This is a genomic window from Microbacterium sp. GCM10027623 (genome assembly GCF_042666935.1).
GTDB lineage: Bacteria > Actinomycetota > Actinomycetes > Actinomycetales > Microbacteriaceae > Microbacterium.
Genome location: NZ_JBHTHE010000001.1, coordinates 1,403,075 through 1,424,413, shown reverse-complemented (window position 1 = coordinate 1,424,413; position 21,339 = coordinate 1,403,075). Strand labels below are relative to the sequence as shown.

At 67.4% G+C, this 21,339-nt stretch carries 15 protein-coding genes; 1 reads left to right on the top strand and 14 read right to left on the bottom strand.

Translation table 11 applies throughout. The annotated features are described in order from the left end of the window. Positions 1–6 precede the first annotated feature (6 nt). The 9 genes from ACFQY2_RS06470 to ACFQY2_RS06430 form a co-directional block, all read right to left on the bottom strand. On the bottom strand, positions 7–1,233 hold the full coding sequence (locus ACFQY2_RS06470) for a glycosyltransferase family 1 protein (RefSeq protein WP_378744838.1): 1,227 nt from the start codon (positions 1,231–1,233) through the stop codon (positions 7–9). Then, positions 1,230–2,714 (bottom strand): lipopolysaccharide biosynthesis protein, encoded by a 1,485-nt coding sequence (locus ACFQY2_RS06465; RefSeq protein ID WP_378744837.1) that lies wholly within the window; start codon positions 2,712–2,714, stop codon positions 1,230–1,232. Before ACFQY2_RS06465 ends, ACFQY2_RS06470 begins: the two co-directional genes overlap by 4 nt. Before the next feature lie 15 nt (positions 2,715–2,729). Then, positions 2,730–3,857: a DegT/DnrJ/EryC1/StrS family aminotransferase gene (locus ACFQY2_RS06460; RefSeq protein ID WP_378744836.1), complete on the bottom strand. Its 1,128-nt coding sequence runs from the start codon at positions 3,855–3,857 to the stop codon at positions 2,730–2,732. Further along, positions 3,854–4,828, bottom strand: coding sequence for a glycosyltransferase family 2 protein (locus tag ACFQY2_RS06455; protein WP_378744835.1), 975 nt, complete (start codon positions 4,826–4,828; stop codon positions 3,854–3,856). The genes ACFQY2_RS06460 and ACFQY2_RS06455 overlap by 4 nt, the downstream gene beginning before the upstream one ends. Then, the gene (locus tag ACFQY2_RS06450; RefSeq protein WP_378744834.1) at positions 4,825–5,451 is read right to left on the bottom strand and encodes a NeuD/PglB/VioB family sugar acetyltransferase; all 627 of its coding nucleotides are present in this window, start codon (positions 5,449–5,451) and stop codon (positions 4,825–4,827) included. Before ACFQY2_RS06450 ends, ACFQY2_RS06455 begins: the two co-directional genes overlap by 4 nt. A gap of 2 nt (positions 5,452–5,453) precedes the next feature. Then, entirely contained in the window at positions 5,454–6,569 is a 1,116-nt protein-coding gene (locus ACFQY2_RS06445; protein WP_378745043.1) for a DegT/DnrJ/EryC1/StrS family aminotransferase, read from the bottom strand. A gap of 17 nt (positions 6,570–6,586) precedes the next feature. Beyond that, complete coding sequence (locus tag ACFQY2_RS06440) at positions 6,587–7,582, bottom strand: NAD-dependent epimerase/dehydratase family protein (protein WP_378744833.1); 996 nt, start codon at positions 7,580–7,582, stop codon at positions 6,587–6,589. Further along, the gene (locus ACFQY2_RS06435; protein ID WP_378745042.1) at positions 7,579–8,628 is read right to left on the bottom strand and encodes a Gfo/Idh/MocA family protein; all 1,050 of its coding nucleotides are present in this window, start codon (positions 8,626–8,628) and stop codon (positions 7,579–7,581) included. The genes ACFQY2_RS06440 and ACFQY2_RS06435 overlap by 4 nt, the downstream gene beginning before the upstream one ends. A gap of 93 nt (positions 8,629–8,721) precedes the next feature. Next, positions 8,722–14,352 carry a DUF4082 domain-containing protein gene (locus ACFQY2_RS06430; RefSeq protein WP_378744831.1) on the bottom strand — a complete coding sequence of 1,877 codons (5,631 nt, stop codon included), beginning with the start codon at positions 14,350–14,352 and terminating at the stop codon, positions 8,722–8,724. Positions 14,353–14,645: 293 nt separating this feature from the next. Between ACFQY2_RS06430 and ACFQY2_RS06425 the strand changes: the two genes are divergently transcribed. Further along, positions 14,646–15,956, top strand: a complete 1,311-nt coding sequence (locus ACFQY2_RS06425) for a UDP-glucose dehydrogenase family protein (RefSeq protein ID WP_378744830.1) — start codon at positions 14,646–14,648, stop codon at positions 15,954–15,956. Between the two features lie 17 nt (positions 15,957–15,973). Here the strand turns inward: ACFQY2_RS06425 and lhgO are convergent, their stop codons facing one another. Genes lhgO through ACFQY2_RS06400 form a run of 5 tightly spaced genes read right to left on the bottom strand, consistent with a single transcriptional unit; the run spans position 15,974 to position 21,220 of the window. Further along, entirely contained in the window at positions 15,974–17,176 is a 1,203-nt protein-coding gene (lhgO, locus tag ACFQY2_RS06420) for an L-2-hydroxyglutarate oxidase (protein ID WP_378744829.1), read from the bottom strand. A 17-nt stretch (positions 17,177–17,193) separates the two neighbouring features. Next, on the bottom strand, positions 17,194–18,588 hold the full coding sequence (locus ACFQY2_RS06415) for a sugar nucleotide-binding protein (RefSeq protein ID WP_378744828.1): 1,395 nt from the start codon (positions 18,586–18,588) through the stop codon (positions 17,194–17,196). After that, complete coding sequence (gene rfbB / locus ACFQY2_RS06410; RefSeq protein WP_378744826.1) at positions 18,585–19,580, bottom strand: dTDP-glucose 4,6-dehydratase; 996 nt, start codon at positions 19,578–19,580, stop codon at positions 18,585–18,587. Before rfbB ends, ACFQY2_RS06415 begins: the two co-directional genes overlap by 4 nt. Beyond that, positions 19,577–20,449: a glucose-1-phosphate thymidylyltransferase RfbA gene (rfbA, locus tag ACFQY2_RS06405; protein WP_378745041.1), complete on the bottom strand. Its 873-nt coding sequence runs from the start codon at positions 20,447–20,449 to the stop codon at positions 19,577–19,579. The genes rfbB and rfbA overlap by 4 nt, the downstream gene beginning before the upstream one ends. Positions 20,450–20,509: 60 nt before the next feature. Further along, positions 20,510–21,220, bottom strand: a complete 711-nt coding sequence (locus ACFQY2_RS06400) for a 4'-phosphopantetheinyl transferase family protein (protein ID WP_378744825.1) — start codon at positions 21,218–21,220, stop codon at positions 20,510–20,512. Between the last annotated feature and the right edge of the window lie 119 nt (positions 21,221–21,339).

The window sequence follows — 21,339 nt, the reverse complement described above, 5'->3', positions numbered from 1 at the left end:
GACGCCTCATCTCTTCCCCTCCGGTGCGTAGCTCAATTCCTCGATCGCATCCACAAACGCGTCATAGGTCGGCGTCCACGAGCGCCCGCGCACTGATGCCGCGGCGCGTTCGGCTTCGCCGTCCACATCGGAGGATGTGACCGCGTCGCTCAGAGCTGCCGCAAGTGATCTGGCGGTGGCCTCGGCCCAACGAATGCTCGGACTCTTCAGGATCTCGTGCGCGAGCGGCATGTCGTTGACCACCGGGATGTTGCCGGCCGCCAGCATCTCCTCGGCGACCAGGGTGATGTTCGTGAAGGACAACGCCAGTCCGGCGATGGTCCGCCCGTAGAGGTCGTTCAACTCGGCGGCACTGACCCAGCCGTGGAAGGTGTGCGGCACGTCCAGCCCTCGCGGCGCTTCGCCGTACACGTGGATCTCCTGCTCGGGGTGCGCCCTGTGGAACTCTCTGAGTGCCACGTAGGCGAGCTGATAACCGCGCCGCGCGTCGTCGCGACGACTGTAGAAGACGATCCCGGAGCGCGATGTCGTCGTGGGAGGCAGGCGGTAGGCCTCGGAATCGCACCCGAACGGGATGACCGTCGAGCTGAGACCGGCCGCTTCGCGGATCATGCCGTCCAGCATCTCTCCGAGCACGATTCGGCGCAGCGGGAGCCGGTAGGTCATCGCCGCGAATTCGTACTGCGCTCCATGTGCATAGAAGTACGGCTCGAAGTCCTGGATGAAATACGCGCGCTGCATCGGCGCGGCGCCGTGCTTGACCAGCACGTGTGCGGTCTCCCAGGCCGTGGCGACGGCGACGTCGATGTCACGGATGCCCGTGCTCGCGTCTCGCACCCGGGCCGCGACGCGGGGCCAGTGCCTGCGGATGCGCTCGGTCAGTGAGGCGGCGTCCAGACCGTGCCGGTCGTACACGAACAGCGTGCACCGGTGGCCGCGCTTCTCCAGCGCCTCCACCATGCGGAAGATCGTGGTGTGCCCACCCGACCCGGGCGCGGGGGGAGTGATGATCCATCCCACCGAGAGCGACTCGCCGGCCGGGACCGGGGCGGCAGGGGTCGGCAGTTCCTCGGGGATGCCGGTGAGCACGTCCTCGAGGCGCAGGTTGAACCGCAGGTCGGCTGCCCCACTCGCCTCGTAGGTGCGGCGCGCCATGCGCTGCACGAGACCGTGCGGTCCGACGCGTGCGGCGCGGCGCAGCCTGACGAGCCCGCGCCGAAGATGTGCGTTCATTTCATGACCCCTCTTTCATGACGACGAATGCGAGAGCGCAGCTCGTGGACGACATCCCGGAACGCGGCCGGAAGGAGCAGCCGCGCGACGCACAGGTGAACGATCAGCACCGCCGCCCCCACGATCAGTATGACCAGGATGCTCGGCATTTCCGGGAGGAGCACCAGGGTCCCCCATCCTGCCAGCGCCGAGGCACCCATGGCGGTCATCGCCGCGAGTATCCGGCGCACGCCGATCCAGACGCTCGCGCCGATGACCCGAGCAACGAGGATGATCCGGACGATGGTGGCGACCGCCGCCACGACGGCGAATCCCGTGGTGATCGCCACGATGCCGTGCCTCGCGAGCACCGCGGTGACGATCACGGTGACGACGTCGGTCACCGTCGCATAGACGAGCCACATTCCCGGGCGGCCCAGCCCGTAGAACAGTCCGTGGTCGAGGGTCGCGGCGAGCGTGAAGAGCGCGGCCACGGACAGTGCCTGCGCCGCCCCGACGCTGTGCGTCCATTGCGGACCGAACAGGAACGGCACCAGGACGGGCGCGGTCACCAGGATCGCCGTGAGTGCAGGCGCGATGACAAGGTACGACAGCCCGAGCGCCCGGTCATATCCGCGCCGCAGGCGCCCCCGGTCTTCGCGCACCTGTGCGAAGACGACGGTCGACACGGGGGTGATCGCCGCCCCGGCGATCTCCTGACCGGTCTGCACGAGGCGCTGCGCCACGGTGAGCTGCCCGAGCGCCGCTGCGCCGAGCACGTTCGAGATGATCGCGTTCTCTGCCCACTGACGCCCCATCGCGATGGCATTGACTCCGACGACCTTGCTTCCGAAGCTGAACATCGTGCGGAACTGAGTCCAGTCGAATGCGCGACTGGGACGCCAGCGCGCCGCCACCCAGGCCGCGATCATCGTCACCACCTGGGCCACGACCACCTGTGCCACGAGCGCCCACACTCCCGCGCCGGAGACAGCCATCGCAATGGCCACGATCTGTCCGACGAGTGCCGCGACGGCCGCCTGGATGGACAATGCCCGGAAGCGCATGCCACGCCGGAGCAACGCAATGGGAACAGCAGCAAGGCTGACGAAGATCACCGCGGGAGCCATCGCACTGATCACACCCGCGACGCCGGGAACACCGAAGAGCGACTCCAGCAGCGGTGCCGACGCGACGAGCAGAACGGAGAGCATCAGACCCGAGAGAGCCGAGTACCAGAATGCGGTGCTCGCCACGTGCCCCTTGATCTCCTTGACCTGAACCAGGTAGGTGGCGAAACCGAGGTCGGCGATCAGGTACACCACGGGTACAACGGTCATCGCCACGGCCACGAGGCCGAAGTCGCTCGGCGACAGGAGCCGCGCCAGCAGCACGACCGTCACGAAGCCGCCCGCCTTCGCAAGCCACGTCTGCGCTGTCAGCCAAGCGACGCTCGACGCGGCCTGCGAAGCCAGGCCACTGTTCCCCGGATTGCCCGTCATACGGATACGTGTCTCCTAGCCGACAGCGTCACGCAGTGTGCTGACGACGCGCTCGACCGCCTCCATGCGCAGGCCGGGGTAGATCGGCAGAGACATGATCCGCTGCGCCTGAGCCTCCGCGACCGGGAACGAGCCGTACGACCCCAGCTCCCGCGTCCGGAAGGCCGGCAGAAGGTGCACGGGTGTCGGATAGTGGATGCCCACCCCGATGCCGGAGGCAGCCAGGTCTGCGAAGACCCGATCACGGTCTTCCACCTGCACGACGAACTGATGATGGACGTGCTCCTCACGCGGCCCGACCGGCGGGAGGGTCACGGCCGCGACGTCGGCGAGCGCCTCGTAGTAGGCGTCGGCGATCGTGCGGCGCTCCTCGTTCCACTCGTCGAGACGGCGCAGCTTCGCCGACAGCACGACGGCCTGCAGGCTGTCCAGTCGGGAGTTCGTTCCGATGCGCTCATGCTGGTAGCGGTCCACTCCCCCGTGGTTGCGCAGCTGACGGACGGCATCCGCAAGCTCGTCCGAAGCAGTGGACACGCCACCGGCGTCACCGTAAGCGCCGAGGTTCTTGCCCGGATAGAAGCTCGTTGCGGCGATGTCGCCGAGCGTTCCTGCGGCGCGTCCTCGCAGTCGGGCGCCCTGGCTCTGAGCCCCATCCTCGATGACCGCGATCTCCGGACCCACCACCGCACGCACCCGGTCCACATCCACGACCCTTCCGTACAGGTGCACCGGGATGACCGCGCGCGTCCGCGGCGTCAGAGCGGACTCCAACTGATCCAGGTTCATCAGGAAATCGTCGCCCGAGTCGACCAGTCGCACTGTGGCGCCGACACGAGCGACTGCCTCGGCGGTGGCCACGAAGGTGTTGGCGGGAACGATCACCTCATCGCCCCGCCCGATGCCGAGTGCCAGCAGCGCCATCTCGAGGGCGTCCGTGCCGTTGCCCACGCCGATCACGTGCGGCGCATCCAGATACTCGGCGTAGGCACGCTCGAACTCGAGGACTGCGGGCCCGAGCACGTATGAGGTGTTCGCCAGCACATCCGCGAACCCCTCGGCCACCTCGTCCGCGATGATGCGGTGCTGATGCCCGAGGTCGAGCATGGGCACGGTGAGGGTGTTCATCACACTGGGCGTGTTCATCGGGAGGACTCTCCGTTCTTGGATGGGACGGTGTCGAGCGGCACCGTCTGCCGATCGGCCGAGGTGAGTTCCCGCAGGAACTCGCTGAGTGAACCGGTATCGGCATCGATTCCGCCCCCTTCAGCGAGCAGCTCGGCCACCTGCGCGCTCAGGGTCTGCCGCGCCTGCCGCAGCCGGCGCTGCGCCCGCTCGGGATCCGTCACGACGGCCGGATCCTCGAGCACGCGGAAGGCCGAGTAGCGCTCGCGAAGGTCGGCCTCGCGCGTTCCGAAGTCGGTGATGTGCATGTTATTGCCGTGCACTCGGTAATACGCCTGAATCGGCCCATGGATCTGGCCGATGTCCCAGCGCGCCGCCATGCGGAGCCAGTATTCGAGGTCACCCGTGTGAGGCAGTTCAGGGTTGTAGTAGCCGATCTGCTCCATCGCCGACGTGCGCACGACCGCCTCGGGCGAGGCGATCCAGTTGTAGCCGCTTCTCGCCACGCCTTCGGTCCACTCGTCGCCGCCCCAGATCCGCCAGAGATGGTAGGGGCGGTGCCGTCGAGGCAGCCTGTCGGTGTCTCTCTCGAACGTCGCGATTCGCCCGTACACCATGCCCACGCGCGGATGATGCTCCATCAGAGACACCGCTCGACTGAGCGAGCGTCGCCCGATCAGATCGTCGGCGGAGATCAGCGCGGCATACTCGGTCTCGACCAGACGGAGGCCGTCGTTGTACGTGCGGATGTGACCGCGATTCTCCTCGTGCACGACGGCGCGGACTCGCGGGTCCCGGGCTGCGAGGTCACGGGCGACATCACCGGAGCCGTCCGGAGATGCGTCGTCGACGATGATGACACGAGCATCCACATCCGGCTGTTCCAGCACGCTGGAGACTGCGGCTTCGAGATAGTGCCCGTAGTTGTAGCAGGGGATGACGGCCGTGACGCTCGCTCCCTTGGATGATCGGGGCAGCACGATGTGCTTCACGATGCACCCTCCAATCGTCGGGCCGGCACTCCGACCCATGTCTGCTGTTCCGGCACGTCGGCGAGGACCGCCGCACCCATTCCGACTGTGGCGTCCGCTCCGACTGTGACGCCCTGTCGAACCGAGGCGTTCATCCCGATGTATGCCGCTTCACGGACGCGGACGGACCCGCCGAGCGCAACGCCGGCGGCCAATGTGCTGAAGTCCTCCAGCACGTCGTCGTGCGTGATCGTGCTGTTCGGCATCACCACGACATGACGGCCGATCCGCACGTCTGCCGTGACGACGACGGAATCGAGCAGGATGCTGCCCGGACCGATGTCGCTCGTCCTGCCGATCCGCGCCGAGCGCGCGACGAAGACGCCGTAGCGCCCGTCGCCGATGCCGGCCTCGGCGAGCCGACGCACGATCGTCCGCCGGCCTGAGCCCGGACCGACGCAGACGAGCAGCTGCTCGTCGCGATCTGCAGCGAGGTCCGGCCCGCCGAGCACCGGGACGCCGTCGATCGCACTGCCGTGGCGTGCAGGATCGTCGTCGAGGATGCCGGTCACGCCGGCGATCCCTGCGGCCAGCACCTCGCGCGCCAGACCGCTCGCGCCGATCAGCAGAACCCCCTCGCTCACAGTCACGCTCCCGGATTGCGCAGCACCGCGATCACGCGGTCCTGATCGGCATCGGACAGTGTGTGGAACAGGGGCAGGATGAGGGTGCGGTCCGTGAGCCGCTCCGTGGTCGGTAGCCCTCTCGCGGGGGTCAGGTCGCGGTAGGGCGGCTGGCGGTGCGAGGACATGATGCCGCGCCGGGCCGAGACGTCGGCGTGCGCGAGCGCTTCCAGCAGCCCTTCCCGGTCGGTCGGGTACTCGTCGCAGACCTCCACCCAGAACGACTGGAAGTTGGCGGTGCCGTACCCGGGGTCACGTACGGGACGCAGCCCGGCGACCTCGGAGATCCGCTCCCGGTACCGAGCTGCGAGCTCCCGGCGCCGTGCCACCATCTGCGGCAGTTTGCGGAGCTGCACGAGTCCCACGGCGGCCTGCAGGTCCGTCATCCGGAAGTTGAACCCGATCTCGGTGTACTCCTCCGCGGGCGGCAGCACCGACCGGTGCCGGTCCGCTGCCGACACGCTCATCGCGTGCTCGCGCAGATGCCTGGCCCTCGCCGCCCAATCCTCTCGTGCGGTGGTGATCATGCCGCCCTCACCTGTGGTGAGCAGCTTGCGCGGGTGGAAGGACCACGCCGCGATGTCGGCGCCTGCCCCCACCGGGCGGCCCTTGTAGGTCGAGCCCGCACCGCAGGCGGCATCCTCGATCACGACGATGTCGAGAGGATCGGTGACGCCGCGCACGTCGTCCAGGTCGAGCGGAACTCCGCCCTGGTCGACGCCGATCACCGCGCGCGTGGCCGGAGTCAGAGCCTCACGCACGGTTTCGCCGGTGATGTTCCCCGTGGCCGCGTCGACGTCGGCGAACACGGGGTTCGCCCCGACGTAGCGGACCGCGTTCGTGGTGGCGATGAACGAGAAGGACGGGATGACCACGTCATCGCCCACCCCGATGCCCGCGACGAGCAGCGCCAGATGCAGCGCGGTCGTGCAGCTGCTGGTGGCGACGGCGAAGGGTGCCTGCATCGCCGCTGCGAACTCCTCCTCGAATCGCGCGACGCGCGGGCCCTGAGCGACCCAGCCGGAGGCGATGGCGTCGGCGACGGAGTCCGCCTCCTCCTGGCCCAGCCAGGGGATCATGACGTTGATGCGGTCGCTCACGATGCCACCGCCGCCCGACCGGCAGCGACCTCCTCACGCAGCGGTCGCCACCACTCGACGAGCCGGCGGAGCCCCTCTTCGACGCCGATCGTGGCCTCGAATCCGAAGTCTTCCCGTGCGGCGGTCGTGTCGGCCAGGCGACGGGCCACGTTGTTCACTGCCCGTGCGGGACCGAACTGGACTCCGAGCTCGGAGTCCATCACACGCAGCAGAGCCTCCGCCAACTGCAGCAGGCTGGTCTCGGTGCCGCTCGCGATGTTGTAGGTGCCTTCGACGATGTCGCTCTGCGCGGCGAGCACGTTCGCGCGCGCGATGTCCGGGACGCAGACGAAGTCCATGGTCTGCTGGCCGTCGCCGAAGATCAGCGGGGGCTTCCCGTCGGCGATGCGCTCCATCCAGCGCACCAGCACCTCGGTGTAGAGGCCGTGCACGTCCATCCGCGGTCCGTAGACGTTGAAGTACCGCAGCAGCACGTAATCGAGCCCGTTCATGGCGCGGAAGCTGCGGATCAGTCCCTCGTTGAAGGTCTTCGCCGCCCCGTACAGCGTGTCATTGTTCTCGTGATGGTGGCGCTCGGTGGTCGGGAACTCCTCAGCCATCCCGTACACCGAGGCGCTGGAGGCGGCGACGAGTTTCTTCACCTTGTGCGCTGCGGCCGCCTCGACGACGTTGAACGTGCCGTCGACGAGCACTTCCAGTGCCAGACGCGGTTCCTCCGCGCACTGGGTGATGCGGATGGCCGCCTGGTGGAACACGATGTCCTTGCCCGCGACGGCCTCGTCGACGACGCTGCGGTCGCGGATGTCGCCGTCGATCAAGGACACGCGCCCTGTGGCGAGTGCGTCATCGAGGTTCGCCCGGCGCCCTCGGACGAGGTTGTCCAGAACATCGATGTGAGCGGCTCCGGCATCCAGCAGCTGGTCCACCAGGGTCGAGCCGATGGTTCCGGCTCCGCCGGTGACGAGGATGTCGGCGTCTTCGATCTGAGTCATGACAGTGCCATTTCGTGAGCGTTGTGAACGGGATACGGTGCGCCGGCGGCCGCCAGGCTTCCACGAGTCGCTTCGAGAATGGACAGCACCCGCAGCCCTGAGGCCCCGTCGGTGCGAGCCTCGCGCTTCTCGCGGATCGCCGATGCGAACTCAGCGGTCATGTTCGACAGCGCCTCCTTCTCGGGCAGCGCCGGCGACCAGGTGTCGCCCAATCGATAGGAGATGGTCGCAGCACGCGCGTCGCTGGTGGTCGCCTTGAACTGCTCGGCCAGGTCGACTCCTCGGTCGTACACGCTCAGCCGCTGCTGGGGGTTGAGGTCGTCCCAGACCAGGGTGCGCTTGGTGCCGCCGATCACCATCTGACGGATCTTCGTCGGACTCAGCCAGTTGACGTGGATATGGGCGATCGCACCTCCGGTCAGCGGCATCGTCAGATACCCGACGCAGGACTTTCCGGTGTTGAGCGGGTCGGCCCCGTGAGCGGCGACGGTTGCCGCATCCAGGCCGCCCGGCAGCACGAAGTCGATGATCGACAGGTCGTGCGGCGCGAGATCCCAGAACACGTCGACGTCGGGCTGAATGAGACCCAGGTTGATGCGCACGCTGTCGACGAACAGGATGTCCCCGAGCTCGCCGGCGGCGATCAGCTCTCTGATCTTCAGCACGGCGGGCGTGTAGCAGTAGGTGTGGTCGGCCATCAGCACCAGGCCGTTGGCCCTGGCCAGGTCGACCATCTCCGCACCACGACTGCCTTCATCGGCGAGCGGCTTCTCGACGGTGACGTGCTTGCCCGCGGCGAGCGCGGCCATCACGATCGGATGATGCGTCCGCGCGGGCGTGGCCACGGCGACGGCATCGATGCTCGGATCCGCGAGCACCTCATCAAGGCTCGTGGAGATCGGCACTCCACCGACCCGATCGGCCACTTGCTGTGCCCGCTCTGCATCCAGATCGCAGATGACAGCGAGCTCCCAGTCCGGATTGACGGCGAAGTTCCTCGCCAGATTCGGTCCCCAGTACCCTGCGCCGACAACGCCGACGCGCATGCGTGATGACACCACGCTTCCCCTCCCCAGTTGTTCCTTCTCTTGTCCGGGCCGTTCCCTTTGCGGCCCATCCGGTCCTGGCGACAGACCGTGTCAGTCGCCAGGACCGAAGATTATGTCCACCCAGTAGTTGTGGTCCGACACCGTCCCCGGGTAGTCGGTCGACAGCGTGAACGCGCTGCCGTGCACGGGGATGTTGAAGTGGCCGATGACGAGTTCGCTCTTCAAGGCGTCCAGGTCGACGGCGTATCGACCGGTCGTGCTGTGCAGTCCGACCCTGTACTCGATGCCGGGGACCAGGTCGACCGGTGTGGTCAGCTCGGCCGTCTGCCAGCCTTCGGCACTCTCGTCGCTGAACACGATCTCGGCGAGCTTCGTCCCATCAGCACGCCACAGGTACCCCGTGTGCGCTCCGGTGTTCGCCGCACCCTTGTAGAAGCGAATCGCGGTCGCCTTCCCCGCCGTGTCGACGAAGAAGCGGGTGGCCACCTGCACGCTCGACGGATCGTTCCAGGCACCGTTCGCCGGCACCGCATCTCCGAAGATGCTCGTCGTCGTGAGTACCGTCGGCTCATCTGCCGTGCTGAAGGTCCAGGTGCCGTCGGCGACTTCGGCTTCGGGCACGGTCACCGTGACGTGATAGGTGGCTGACCATGCGAACGGATCCGTCGGAGTGAACGTGAGCGTGCGGGTATCACTGTCGTAGGACGCAGAGCCTCCGACGGTTCCGTCGGGCCCGGTCACGGCGATCTCCGCAGACGGCTGGGCATTCGCGAAGGTCGCGATCACCGCCGCAGTCGGAGCGACATCGGCGGCAGACACCGCCGGCTCGACGGCCGTCATGGTGACGGTCGGCGTCGGCTCGGGTGTCGGAGTCGGGGTCGGCTCAGGTGTCGGCGTCGGCTCGGGTGTCGGAGTCGGCTCGGGCGTCGGCGTCGGCGTCGGCGTCGGCTCAGGCGTCGGCTCAGGCGTCGGCTCAGGCGTCGGCGTCGGCGTCGGATCCGGTTCGGGCGTGGTCTCGTTCGAGATCTCACCGAACGCCACCTCGGCATCCACGAAGTACGCGGTGGAGTTCCAGGACTGCGTCGGGAATGCGCCGCTCGCGGTGTAGGCAAAGCGGCCGTTGTCTCCGGCCGGAGCGATGATGTGATCGCGAGCCACCGGGTTGGTGAAGTATCCGGATGTGGCGGAGTAGCCGCCGTTCGGCGCGAAGTACGACACGACGTACGTCTCGCCCGGGACGAGGGCGATCGGGGTGCTCAGCGCGGCGCGCTGCCATCCTGCCGCAGTCTCGCCGGTGAACTGCACCGTCGCCAGTCGGTCTCCCTGTGCATTCCACAGGTGCCCGACGTGCGTGCCCGTGTTGCCGGAACCCTTGTAGAAGCGGATCGCCGTGACCTGACCGGGGTATGCCACCGAGAAGGCGGTACCGACCTCCACTGCCCGGTCTGCAACGGATTCCACCGCCGGTGTCTCATCACCGAAGAGCGTCGACACGACACCGTCGAGGTCAGGCGCAGCGGTCGTGAACTGCCACTGGTCGATGTCCTGTCCACCCGCGCGGACGGTGACCGTGTACGTCGTCGTCGCGCTGAGCGCGGTGGCCGGAGTGAACGTGACGGTGCGGTTGGCGGCGTCGTAGCTCGACGTGCCGGTCACCTCGGCACCGTCCTTGCTCAGGGTGATCTGTGCGGTGACATCCGCGGAGAGCACTGCGGTGATCGCGTTGTCCGCTGCTGCCGACGCGCCCTCGGGCGATCGATCCGTCACGGTCAGCGCAGGTCCCGGTTCGGAGCCGCTGGAGAACTCGACATCGACGAAGTAGTTGGTGGACTCCCAGCTCGAGGTCGGCATCACGCCACCTGAGCCGTAGCGGAACGTGCCGTTGGCACCGGTGGCCGCGACCAGCGGACCGCTTGCGACGGGGTCGACGAAATAGCCGCTCGCATACGCGTACTTGCCCTGCGGCGAGAGGTACGACACCACGTAATCCGCGCCGGCGGTGATTTCCACAGGAGAGACGAGCGCGGCGCGCTGCCATCCGTCCGCGGTCTCGTTCTGGAAGGTCACGGTCGCCAGAGCAGTGCCGTCGGAGGACCAGAGCGTGCCCTTGTGGATACCGGTGTCGCCGGCCGTCTTGAAGAAGCGCAGCGCTGTTATCCGACCCGACAGCGTGGAGTGGAACCTCATACCGAGCTCCACGGATCTTCCGTCGGATGCCGTCGAGACCGCAGGCAGTGAGGTACCGAAGAAGGTGACGTCGTGCACCACCGTGTTGATCGCCGTCCGGAAGGACCAGGCGCGGTCGAAGCCGGCGCCCGATGCCCCCACGATCCCGCCGAGCGACACCGAGACCACCGTGTCGTAGGGCAGATCCGCGGTGGGCGTGAACGTCGCCGTCTTGTCATCGTTCGAGAGCGTCGTCGTACCCGTGACCGTCGCGCCGCCCGCGGTCAGAGTGAACGTCGGGGCCGACTCGAGTGCCTCGTCGAAGGTCGCGCTGATCGTCGTGTCCACAGCCACACCGGTCGAGCCCGCCGCCGGGGAGCCGGTGGTCAGCTTGGGTCCGCTCGCCGAGCGGATGAAGATCGGATCGACGTAATAGCTCGTCGTCGACGGCTGGGTCGGGAATCCGCCGGCGTAGGTGAACACGCCACCCGATGCCGGCACCGACAGTGGACCGCGCACGAAGCTGTTCGCGAAGGCGCCGGGTGCCGCGGCATATCCGCCGGCCGTGGCGACGTACGACACGACGTAGGCGACGCCGGGGTTCACTGCCACCGGTTCATCGAACATGGCGGTCTGCCAGCCCGTCGACGACTCGTTGGCGAAGTTCACACGGGCGAGCACATCGCCGGTCGACGACCAGAGAGTTCCGACGTGGGCGCCGGTGTTCCCCGCGCCCTTGTAGAACTTGACGCCGGAGATGAAACCCGCGTCCGACACGGTGAACATCGTTCCGACCGTCACCGATCCGTCGGACACGGACTGGATCGGCGGAGTGTCCGCGCTGGTGTACAGGCTGCACGGGCAGGAGTTCGAGGACGAGTCGTTGGCCGTCGTGAAGGTCCAGTCGGCTCCGGGATCGAACGTCGTCGCATCCACCGGGGTCGCCGAGACGGTCACCCGGTACTGCGTCACCGGATCCAGCGGCGCTGCGGGTGTGAAGCGCGCCCGACGATTCGTCGCGTCATATGCGAGCGCACCCGGCACGGAACTTCCGTCGACGAGCTTCGTCAGCGCGATCTGCACGGAGCCCGCCTCGACAGGACGGGTGAAGGCGGTCGTGATGAGCGTGTCCTTCGCGACGCCCGCCGCGCCGACGGCGGGAGACTGCGCTGTCAGTCGCACCGGCGAGTCGTCCGCCGCCTCGAACAGGACGTCGGCGAAGTAGTTCGCCGCACGATACGACGTGGTGGGGAACGTCCCCTGCGGGCCGTAGACCCCGGCTGCCGAATCCGCCGATGCCTGCGGCGTCACCAGCGGTGACGTCGCCTGCGCGTTATACGGCCAGTAGTACTCCTGGTACGCATAGCCGCCGTTCGGCGCCGAGTACGACACCGTGTACTGCTGCCCCGCCGTCACGGCGATGGGCTCGGCGAACAGAGCCCGCTGCCAGCCGGTCGCCGATTCCCCGGTGAACAGGACACTGGCCAGCTTCGTGCCCTGCGCGTTCCACAGGGACCCCGTGTGCTGACCGGTGTTGGCCGCACCCTTGTAGAACCGGACACCGGTGACGAACCCGTCGACCTCGGCGCTGAATCGCACGCCGACTTCGACCGATCCCGTGTCGGCTGCCGATGCCTGAGGCGGCGTGACCGTGCCGAACAGCGAGTACGGTCCGCCCACGTTGACGTTCACCGTCGTGCCCGTCGCGCTCTTGTTGGCGCTGTCGTCGATCGCACGTGCCTTGACCGGCACACTTCCGGAGCCCTGCTGCACGTACGTGTAGCTCCACGAGGTGGTTCCTGAGGCGAGCCGCCAGGTCGCCCCACCGTCGGTCGACACCTCCACTCCGGCGACGACGCCCCCGACGTCCGATGCCGTTCCCGTCACGGTCACCGACGTGCCGCTGGAGATGGCCTGCCCCGGTGTGGGAGACGTGATGGTCGTGGTCGGCACGGTCGTGTCTGTGCTCTTGGAAGCCGGCTGGAGCGTGGACATCAACGTGCTGGGCTGCGCACCCATGTCGGCGAGCAGGTTGACCTGCGCCTGCTGAATCCGCGGGTCGGAAGCCGCCGGCACACCGGCATCGTGGTTGTCGTCGAGACCCCAGCCCCACTGCACGGTGCCCGCGCCGAAGACGAGCGCGCCGCTGTCCGCCCGGTAGAGCGTGATGTTGTGCGTGGTGGTCCCCTCGGCGACGTCGTTGCCGTAATCGTAGAGGTACTGCGATGTGGCCCTGGTCGTCGTCGACATCCGAATCAGACCACCCGGGCGGAAGCCGTTGTCGACGTCCTCGTCGGACTCGTAGCCGATGATGCCCTGGCCCAGGTCTGCGGACGCACCCGGTGCGAGCGAGGCGAGGCCCGTGTTGCGCCAGAACCGCAGCTTGCCCTCCGCGGCGGTGACGGTCAGCGGTGCCGAGATGTCGTTGACCATGTACATGGTGCCGGTCAGCGCGTTCTCCGGCTCGTGCCCCCCATCGGATGCGTCGGCGAACCGCGGGTCGCGCCAGGTTCCGGTCCATTCGGACGTCGAGGAATCTATCTTGCCGCCGCCGCGGTTCTGGGCGTTGCCCCAGGTCTCCTTGTACGAGACCAGCGTGCGGTAGGCGGTGTCGTCCGCGCTGGATGCTTCGTATCGGGTGTGCCAGTACCCCTCGTTCCCCGAGAGGAACTGCAGGTTCACGCCGGCATCGCGAGCGGCCTCCATGTTGTCCCGCTGCGCCGCCGACCAGTACTCGTCATGACCGACGGAGAGGAACACCTTGTGGTTGAGGAGTTCGGAGCCGCGGCGGTCGGTGTCGACACCGGCGATGTAGGACATGTCATAGCCGTTGCGCTCCAGGAACTGCACGGTGGCGTATTCGGCGCTGAAGTAGAAGCTGCGGTCCTCGACGGTTCCCCGGGTGGCGAACGGTCTGTTGTAGCTGATCTTGTACGCCCGCCCGTTGGCGGCTCCCTGATAGAAGTCCGATCCGCCGTATGTGTTGTAGGCGTGCCAGGTCGGGTCGGAGGTCTGGAAGACGATGTCGGAATGGTTTCCGTCGTTGCGGACGATGAAGATGATGTGGCTGGAACCACCGGTATCGGCGCGCTCCAGCAGTGCGATGTAGACACCCGACACGGCGGTCGACGGGACATTCCACGACGCCGAGACGCCCCAGGTTCCGCAGTCGAAGAGCTCGGTGGTCACATCCGAGATGCACTCCGGCTGGTTCTGCGGCAGAGTCGCGGTCACCGGTACGGACTGGATGAAGCGGGCGCCCTTGCCCTGATACCAGCCGGTGCGGTAGATGCGGACCGAGTACGCCGAGGCATCCGTGTCGATCTTGAAGTCGATCTTGCTGCCCGCGTTCACGCTGATATCGGTGGCGAAACCCTGGATGCTGGGGTCCCCTGCGCCCGAGATGTCCCATTCGCGGCGGTCGGCACCCGGCTTGGAGTTCTCGCACGCGATCGCGTTGATGTCCGCCCCGCACGGACTGCCCGCGGCCTGCGCCGGTGCGCTCACGAAGATGAGCATGGATGCGACGACGGCGAGTACGGCTGCACACGCCATTGAGACCCACCCGCGTCGATGCGCGCGTGCAGTCCATTCCCCAACGATATTCACGTTGCCCCAGTCCCCAGAACTGTCGTGGAAGCCTTAAGAGAGCCACCCACGAATTCGGCCTTGATGAATGCTCCGCGATTCCCCTCACGGAGCATTCAGGTCTCCCCGCAGGCAGTCTAGCGGTGCGGACGGCCCGAAGTCACTAGTCATTTCGTACGAGCCCCGATCTGCGGGCGCCGCGTGCACGCGTCCACCGGATGCGCCATGATGGGCAGGTCATTACTGGGGAGGTATGAACGATGAGAATCTCTGTGATCGGATGCGGCTATCTGGGAGCCGTACACGCGGCATCCATGGCGTCGATCGGCCATGAAGTCGTCGGCATAGATGTCGATGCACGCAAGATCGAGGCTCTGGCGCGGGGCGAGGCGCCCATCTTCGAGCCCGGGTTGCCCGAGCTGCTGGTGAGCGGGGTGGCATCCGGTGCACTGCGCTTCTCGACCTCTATCGCGGATGCCGCAGGCAGCGATGTGCATTTCATCACCGTGGGCACTCCGCAGCTTCCGGGTTCGGACGCCGCCGATCTGCGCTACGTTCGCGCCGCCTTCGACAGCCTGATCCCGCACCTGCGGGAAGGGGACGTCGTGGCGGGGAAGTCGACTGTTCCGGTCGGCACCGCCGCTGAACTCGCCGTCCCGCTGCATGATGCCGGGGCGACTCTGGTCTGGAACCCCGAGTTCCTCCGCGAGGGCTGGGCGGTGGAGGACACCGTCAACCCCGATCGGGTCGTGGTCGGCGTCCCGTCCGGTCCTGACGGCGAGCGTGCCGCGGGCATCCTTCGCGAGCTGTACAGCACGGCTCTGGCGAACGACATCCCCTACATCGTCACCGACTATGCCACTGCGGAACTGGTCAAGGTATCGGCGAACGCATTCCTGGCCACGAAGATCTCGTTCATCAACGCCATGGCCGAGATCGCCGAGGCGACCGGTGCCGACGTCACGCAGCTCGCCGATGCGATCGGCCATGACAGCAGGATCGGTCGTCGCTTTCTGGGCGCAGGCATCGGCTTCGGAGGCGGATGCCTGCCCAAGGACATCCGTGCGTTCGCCGCACGTGCCGAGGAGCTCGGCCTGCGCGACTCGGTGGGCTTCCTGCGCGAGGTCGATGCCATCAACCTGCGTCGACGGAGCCGGGCGGTGCAGCTCGTGCTCGAGGAGACGGGCGGGTCGGTGGTCGGCACGCGGGTGGCGGTACTCGGCGCGGCGTTCAAGCCGCACAGCGACGACGTGCGCGATTCCCCGGCACTCGATGTGGCGGTGCGGCTGCACGGGCTCGGCGCCCGGGTCATCGTCACGGACCCGCAGGCGGTGCCCACTGCGAGGGCTCTGCATCCGCAGCTCACCTACACGACCTCCCGGGATGAAGCCCTTCGCGATGCCGATGTGATCGTCATCGTCACCGAGTGGGACGAGTACCGCCGTCAGATGTCGCCGGACGATGTCGCAGCGCTCACCGACGGCCGCATCATCGTGGACGGGCGGAACTGCCTGAACGCCGAGCAGTGGCGGTCCGCGGGCTGGCGGTACCGAGGCATGGGGCGCCCTTGAGGTGAACCGTACGGATGCTATCCGGCATCCGCTCCGAGATGATTCTGGATCACGTGCCGGGCGATGGCGATGGAACTCGTCGCGGCAGGCGATGGCGCGTTGCGCAGCACCGTGACAGGACCGATCCGATCCACCGCGAAATCGTCGAGAAGCTCTCCCGCTCTCCCCCAGGCCTGCGCGCGCACGCCGGAGGCCGTCTTGCGCTCCAGGTCCGCCATCGTCAACTCGGGGACGAAACGGCGGGCCTTGTGGAAGTACCGCCTCTTGATGATGGATGCGGAGATCTCGTCGACCCCCATCCGCCAATGCTGCCTGGCCAACGTCGGCGCTCCTGGCCAGCGCAGCGATTGCCAGGTGTCGCGTGGTGAGATCTGCAGCCACCCGTAACCCTCTCTGGCGAGAGCGGGCACGGCGTTCGGCCCGACGTGCACATCGCCGTAGACGCCGCGCGTGAAGTGCACGCCGAGGAACGGGAAGCGCGGGTCGGGGACGGGGTAGATCATTCCGTTGACGAGGTGGGTGCGGTCGTCGCGCAGCTTCCAGTACTCACCCCGGAACGGCAGGATCTTGGGTGAGGCGTCGGCGCCGACGAGCGCGGCGATGAGGTCGGACTGCAATCCTGCCGCGGCGATGACGCGGTCGAAGACGTGCTCCCCGCCGGCGGTGATCACCCGTACACGACCGGTCTCGATGCGTATGCCGGTGGCGCGGCTTCGCAACAGGATCTGCCCGCCGGCTGTCCGGACGTCCTGCGCCATGGCTTCGGTGATCGCGGCGTAGTCGACGACAGCGGTGTGCGGTGAATGCACGGCGGCGACCCCCGCCGCGTGCGGTTCGATCTCGCGCAGCCGATACGGGTCGTCCACCCGCTCCAGATCCGGCACGCCGTTGTGCAGGGAACGACGCTCGATCTCGGCGAGCGCGGCGAGCTCCGACTCATCCACGGCGACGACGAGCTTGCCGGCTTCGAGGTACGGCAGCCCCTTCTCGTCGCAGAACTCGCGGATCAGCGTCCGCCCCTGCGCGCAGAGCGCCGCCTTCAGCGATCCTGGCGCGTAGTAGAGCCCGGCATGCACGACTCCCGAGTTGCGGCCGGTCTGGTGCTGCGCGAGACGCCCCTCCTTCTCGAGCAGCGTCACCTCTGCTCCGGCTGCCGACAGTTCGCGCGCGAGCGCCACCCCGACGATCCCTCCGCCGATGATTCCGATCCGATTCCCCATCTCGGTTCCCTCCTGACTCAGCGCGCCAGGTACGCGGCGAGCGCGTCGTCGGCATCGCGGATCGTGAGACCTGCGCTTTCGATCTTCGACAGATCGAGCAGGCTGTTGCGCGGTCGCGGGGCGACCGGGCCGGCAGCGTCGGCGAAGTACTCATCCGTGCTCACCGGGGTGACCCGCGTCGGGTCGTGGCCGGTGAGCCGGTACACCTCACGAGCGATCCCCGCCCAGGTGCGCGGCTCACCGCCGTTGGTGAGATTGTAGGTGCCGTACGGGGCGCGGGTGTCGAGCAGGTGCCGGATGCCGGCGGCGATGTCGTCGGCGAAGCTGAGCCGACCGGTCTGATCGTCGACGACGCGCGGGTCGACGCCGCGCGCAGCGAGAGAGGCCATGGTGCGGACGAAGTTGTTCCCGTCGCCGATCACCCAGGACGTGCGCACCAGGTAGTGCCGTGGTGCCGTTGAGACCGCGATGTCGCCCGCCGCTTTCGTCTGTCCGTAGACGCCGAGAGGGCTCGGCGCGGCGGCCTCGGTGTACGCCGACGTCGATGCTCCGTCGAACACGTAGTCGCTGGAGACGTGCACCAGGGTGATCCCGTGTTCCGTCGCGATGCGAGCGAGGGAGGCGGACGCTGCGGCGTTGACCGTCCACGCGGCCGTCCGACCGGCCGGGGTCTCCGCATCGTCGACGCGAGTGTAGGCGGCCGCGTTGATGATCGTGCCGTAGTCGCGCCAGCGTCGGGCGGTCGGCAGATCCTCGGACGTCAGGTCGAGCGAGGCCCGGGTGGCGTACTCGACGTGCCCGGCGGCGCCGTAGAGGGCCCGGAGTGCGCGCCCGACCTGGCCGTCGGCGCCGGTGATGAGGATGCGCTTCGCGGGGATCGGAGCGACTTCAGCAAGACGCGGGTGCGCCTTGTCCTTGTCGGAGAGCTCCGCCTGGTCGAGTGAGATGGGCCAGTCGATCGCCGCGGTCTCGTCGGCGAGGTTCAAGAAGGCGTAGTCGACGTCGGGTGACCAGTGGTCGTTGACGAGATAGGTGTAGGTCGTGTTCGGTTCGAGCGTCTGGTACGCGTTGCCGACGCCGCGAGGAACGAAGATGGCCGTGGCCGTGTCGAGCTCGGCCGTGAACACGGTGCCGAAGGTGGGGCCTTCCCGCAGATCCACCCAGGCCCCGAAGATGCGACCGGTCGCGAGCGAGACGAACTTGTCCCACGGCTCGGCGTGGATGCCGCGGGTGGTGCCGACCGCGTCATTGAAGGAGACGTTGTTCTGCACGGGCCCGAAGTCAGGCAGACCCGCTCCGACCATCTTCTCGCGCTGCCAGTTCTCCTTGAACCATCCGCGGTTGTCGCGCTGCAGGCCCAGGTCGACCAGCAGCAGACCGGGGATGGAGGTCTCTCGGATCACGCGCGTCACTGCCCCTTCTGCGCATAGAACGCCTCGGTGGCGTCCTTCGCCGGGGCCCACCATGATTCGTGCTCGCGGTACCAGTCGATGGTGGCGGCGAGACCCCGCTCGAAGTCGCTGTACTGCGGCGACCAGCCCAGCTCTTCGCGCAGCTTGGTCGAATCGATCGCATAGCGCAGGTCGTGTCCGGCACGGTCGGTCACATGGTCGTACGCATCGGCGGGCCGGCCCATGAGGGTGAGGATCAGTTCGACCACATCCTTGTTGTTGCGCTCCCCGTCGGCGCCGATCAGGTACGTCTCGCCGATCCGCCCGGCTTCCAGGATCCGCAGTACCGCGGATGAGTGGTCATCGGCGTGGATCCAGTCCCGCACGTTGAGCCCGGCCCCGTACAGCTTGGGCCGGATGCCGCGGATGATGTTCGTGATCTGGCGCGGTATGAACTTCTCGACGTGCTGATAGGGCCCGTAGTTGTTCGAGCAGTTCGAGATCGTCGCTCGCACCCCGAACGAGCGCACCCACGCGCGCACGAGCAGGTCGGATCCGGCCTTGGTCGACGAGTACGGAGACGACGGGTTGTACGGAGTCGTGTCGGTGAACCGCTCCGGGTCGTCGAGCTCGAGGTCGCCGTAGACCTCGTCCGTGGAGATGTGGTGCAAGCGCACGTCATGCTTCCGCGCGGCCTCCAGCAGCGTGAACGTGCCGACGATGTTCGTGTCCAGGAACGGACGCGGGTCGTGCAGCGAGTTGTCGTTGTGCGACTCGGCCGCGTAGTGCACCACGGAGTCGGCCTCGGCGAAGAGCGAGTCGACCAGGCCTGCGTCACCGATGTCGCCGTGCACGAACCGCATCCGGTCTTCCGGCAACCCCGCGAGCGATGCACGATTTCCCGCATAGGTGAGCTTGTCGAGAACCGTCACGTGATGATCCGTGTGCTCGATGAGGTGGTGCACGAAGTTCGATCCGATGAAACCGGCCCCGCCGGTGACCAGAACCTTCAACGCCTGCCCCGTTCCAACAGATCCAACAGGTATGCGCCGTACCCGGACTTGACCAGCTTCTCGGCGCACGCCCGCAGTTCATCGTCCGTGAGGAATCCCTGACGCCACGCGACTTCCTCGGGAACCCCGATCTTCATCCCCGTGCGACGCTCCATGGTCCGCACGTAGTCAGCGGCGTCCGTCATCTGGTCGAACGTGCCGGTGTCCAACCACGCCGTGCCTCTCGGTAGCACCTCCACCTGCAGCTTGTCGCGTTCCAGGTAGGCACGGTTCACGTCGGTGATCTCGTACTCACCGCGGGCGGACGGCTGCAGGCTGCGGGCGATGTCGACGACGTCGTTGTCGTAGAAGTACAACCCCGGGACCGCGAAGTTGCTCTTCGGCTCTGCCGGCTTCTCTTCCAGCGACACCGCCTTGCCGGCATCGTCGAATTCGACCACGCCGTAGGCCTGCGGTTCGGCGACCCAGTAGGCGAACACCGCGCCTCCGTCGATGGTCTCGAAGCGCTTCAGCTGTGAGCCGAGACCGGGGCCGTAGAGCAGGTTGTCGCCGAGCACGAGCGCCACCGACTCATCGCCGATGAAATCCGCGCCGATGGTGAAAGCCTGCGCCAGCCCATCCGGCGAGGGCTGCTGCGCGAAGGAGATGCGGATGCCGAACTGCGCCCCGTCGCCGAGCAGCCGCCGGAAATGCGCCGCGTCGTGAGGTGTGGTGATCACCAGGATGTCATCGATGCCCGCGAGCATCAGCGTCGACAGCGGGTAGTAGACCATCGGCTTGTCATACACCGGCACGAGCTGCTTCGAGACGCCCAGCGTGATGGGATGCAGCCTCGTCCCCGAGCCCCCAGCAAGAATGATCCCCTTCATGGCTCCCATCCTGGCATCCTCCCCGTCGGCTGCGCACCAGCCGACGGACGGAAGTCCGTCTCAGAAGGCGATGTCGATGGTCGTCAGGATCGGAGCGGCCGCGGGAACCGCCACGCAGATGGTTCGATCACCCGCGTCCGGCACCCATTCCAGCCGATGCTCAGCGATCGCGACGTCGAGCTCTGCCGGCGACGCGAGAAGTCCGCGGCCGGTGGTCTTCGACAGCGCTTCGAGGGCGGACCAGACCTCCACGGTGGTCGCATGCGACGGGCACATCTGCGCGATCCGCTCCCATGCGGCGATCGCGCGCGCCCCCTGCCGGCCGTCCACACCGGCGGCACGGCCGGAGGACTCGATATCGACACCGATCGAGCCCTTGCCGAGCGCGACGACCATTCTGTCCTCGATGCTCGACGTGCTGATGCCTGGCGCATCGCGACCCGGCGCCACGACGTGGGGACGTCCGTGTGATGTTCCACCGCAGTCAACGCACTGCGCCTCCACCGAGACTTCGGAGGGGTCCGCTCCCAGACTGGCGGCGACGACGAGGCGACGAAGCATCCGACGAGCGCCGAACCTGCTCTGCAGCACGGGCCCCGCGCGGCGGCCGGCATTCGTGCGCTCGGACTCGGTGAGCCACCCCCGCCGCACCGCGTCGTCGAGTCCACGGGAGTCGATGTGCGGGGCGGTCATCCGCCAGAGACCCGCCTCCGGAGCGATGCTGCTGTCGGCCGCTGCCTGCACGGCTTCCCAGAGCGACTCGATCCGCACGCGAAGCTCCCGTCAGATTTTCCTGCACCACGACGCAGGATCGTGACTAGACTATGGCCCTAGCCGTGGGGATCGGCGTGCATTAGGGGAGATGCAGCAATGGGGATCAAGCAGAATGA